Below are 3,181 nucleotides of genomic sequence, written 5' to 3'. Positions count from 1 at the left end.
CCCCCCCCCCCCCCCCCCCCCCCCCCCCCCCCCCCCCCCCCCCCCCCCCCCCCCCCCCCCCCCCCCCCCCCCCCCCCCCCCCCCCCCCCCCCCGCCGCCGTGTGCCCAAGCGGAGCGATCCGGTCCGGATGGGGCGCCCTGCCCCAGGTGGCGATATTCCGATTATCATCTGCGTTCATGCGTTCCCATGCGCCTTCCCTGGTCGGGCGGGGTCCCCAACTCCACCTGCTCGAACGTGCCTTGACCGGCGCTCAACAGGGACGCGGCGGTGTGGTCTTCCTGGTCGGCGAGGCCGGGGTCGGCAAGTCGCGGCTCGCGGCCGAGGTCGTGGGCGGCGCGCTCGACGCCGGGATGCGGGTGCTGCGCGGCCGCAGCAGCACCACGGGCCCGGCGGTGCCGTTCCGGCCACTGACCGAGGCGCTGATGTCCCTGTTCCGCGGCGGCGCGGCCATGGACGACCTGGCCCTGGGCCCGTACCGGCCGGTGCTCGGACGGCTGATCCCCGACTGGGACACCGGCGAGCGCGAGAGCAGCTCCATGGTCATCCTGGGCGAGGCGGTGCTGCGGCTGCTCATCGCGGCCGGGCGCGGGCAGGGACAGCTGCTGCTCCTGGAGGACCTGCACGACGCCGACCCGGAGACGCTCGGCGTCCTCGAATACCTCGTGGACAACCTGGAGTACACGCCCGTCCTGCTGCTCGCCACCGTGCGCACCGACTTCAGCGACGCCCTGGACCTGGCCCAGTCCGCGCGCCGGCGCGGGGCCGCCACCCTGCTGGAGATCCCGCCGCTGACCCGCGAGCAGGCGGACGAGATGATCGCGGCCCAACTGGGCGCGGCGGACCCGCGGGAGGTGCCCGAGCCGGTGCTCCAGCGGCTGTGGGAGGACAGTTCCGGCAGCCCGTACCTGGTCGAGGAGCTGCTCCAGACCATGATCGGGGCGGGCACCCTGGTGCAGGGCCCGGACGGCTGGCGGGCGGTCGGGGATCTGCGCAGCGATGTCTCCTCGACGCTGGCGCGGGACATCCTGCGCCGCATCGACCGGCTCGGCGCGCAGGGCCTGACCCTGTTGTCGGCGGCCGCCGTCCTCGGCCGGCGCTTCCCGCTGACCGTGCTCCAGCGGATGAGCGGCGTGGACGACCGCGCGCTGCTCAGCCATCTGCACGCGGGCGTCGCGGCCCGTCTGGTGATCCCCGACGAACCGGCCCCCGACTGGTACTCCTTCCGGCACTCGCTGACCGTGGACGCCCTGTTCACGCAGATGACGCCCGGTCAGCGGGCCGAGCTCGCGCGCCGGGGCGCGGAGGCGGTCGAGGAGCTGCACCCCGAGCTGGGCGGCGACTGGTGCGCGCTGGCGGCCGGGCTGCGCAGCGAGGCCGGGGACCGGGGCGCGGCCGGGCTGCTGTTCGCGGACGCGGGCGGGCGGGCCCTCGCGGCCGGTGCGCTGGGCTCCGCCGTGACCCTGCTCAGCCGGGCCGAGACGCTGCTGGCCGAGGCCGGCGACGCCCAGGGCCGGGCCGCGGTTCTGGAGAACCTGCTGCCCGCGCTCGCCGAGGCCGGGGACTTCGCGCGCGCCTTCGAACTGGCCGAGGATCTGCATCTGCTGGGCAGTTCGGGGCTCAGTCCGGTCCGGCTCGCCACGCTGCACGCGCGGCTGGCCAAGGTCGCCCACACGGCCGGGCGGTGGAGCGACGGCAACCGGCAGGTGGCCCGTGCCCGCGAGGTGCTGGCGGGCGCGCCGGACGAGATGACCGCCGCCGCCGTCGATGTGACGGCCGCCTACCTCGCCCTGGACACACCGGGTCCGGACCGCACCCAGCACGCGGAGAAGCTGGCCCGCTCGGCCGCCGACACCGCCGAACGCCACGGGATGCCCGTGGTCGCCTGCCAGGCACAGGAATTGCTCGCCACCGTGGCCCGCGAGCGGGACCCGGAGGAGTCCGAGGCGATGCTCGGCCAGGCCCTCGCCACCGCCGAACGCCACCGGCTGCCCCTGCAACGGATGTACGCGGCCACCCGGCTGGCCGGCAACGCCTGGCTCGCCGACGGCGACGCCGCGGGCCTGCTGGCGGCGCGCGAGGAGGCGCTGCGGCTCGGCTCGGTCAACATCGTGCACACCGTCGACGGCATCCTCGTACTCGACGCGGTGCTGCGCGGCGACTACGACACCGCGCGCACGACCGCCGCCGAGTGCCTGGCCGTCGTACGGCGGCTGCGGCTCGCGCCCGCGGTGCGGTACGTCCTGATGGCGCAGGCCGTGCTGGCGGCGCACCATGCCGACCGGGCCGGGATGGAGGCGGCGCTGGCCGCGTTCGCGCAGTGGGACGGGGCCGGTTCGCAGGAGGAGCCGCTGACCCACGGGCTGGCCCGCGCCTTCTGCTCGCTCCTGGAGGAGGACCGGGAGCTGGCCCGCGAGGATCTGGGCACGGTGCTGGCGCTGGAGGCGGACAACCCCTCGACCTACCATCTCAGCGGCACCCACGGCCTGGTGCTGCTGCTGGACGTGCTCGCCGGGCGCGCGGACCGCGCCCGGCACGTGGAGATCACCGCCACCGCGATGGCCCGGATGCGCTGGAACCGGCACTTCGTGCTGCTCGCGGAGGCCGTGCTGCTGGGCCGGGAGGGCGCCGGGGACCGGGCGGCGCGCGCGGTGGAGGCGGCGCGGACGGTGGCGGAGCCGTATCCGCTGGCCCGGCAGCTGGGGCTGCGGCTGGTCGCGGACGCGGCGCACCAGGACGGCTGGGGCGATCCGGTGACCTGGCTGCGGCAGGCTGAGGACTACTTCCACGAGCGGGACATCCCGGCCGTGGCGGGCGCCTGCCGGGCGGGGCTGCGCCGGCTCGGCGCCCCGGTGCGCCAGCACCGCACCGGGAGCAGCGGTATCCCGGACCGGTTGCGCGCGCAGGGCGTCACGGTCCGGGAGTTCGAGGTGTTCCGGCTGCTCGCGGAGCGGCTGTCCAACAAGGACATCGCCGACCGGCTGTTCATCTCCCCGCGTACGGCGGAGAAGCACATCGCCAGCCTGATCACGAAGACGGGGGCGGCCAACCGCGCGGACCTGTGCGCGCGTTCGGCCGCCCTGCGCGACTCCTAGGATCTGTCGTCAAATGTCACGCCCACATCAGGAGTGCTGCGAGGGTGACGGCTGCTTGGTAGGACTGGGTGGTCTTGTCGTAGCGGGT

The 3,181-nt window shown here is 75.6% G+C and carries 1 protein-coding gene; it reads left to right on the top strand.

Annotated features, from left to right (window positions below):
- Positions 1-177: 177 nt before the first annotated feature.
- A complete protein-coding gene (locus AC069R_RS33990) occupies positions 178-3,093 on the top strand; it encodes a helix-turn-helix transcriptional regulator (protein WP_478770551.1) in 2,916 nt (971 codons plus the stop codon).
- Positions 3,094-3,181 lie beyond the last annotated feature (88 nt).

It is taken from the genome of Streptomyces sp. NPDC043952, from assembly GCF_056435325.1.
The sequence above is the reverse complement of the archived record's forward strand: the minus strand, read 5'-3'. Positions and strand labels throughout refer to the sequence as shown.

What these genes read in the sequence shown, in the direction of transcription:
- AC069R_RS33990 (WP_478770551.1), top strand. Translation starts at nt 178, where the DNA reads ATGCGTTCCCATGCGCCTTCCCTGGTCGGGCGGGGTCCCCAACTCCAC.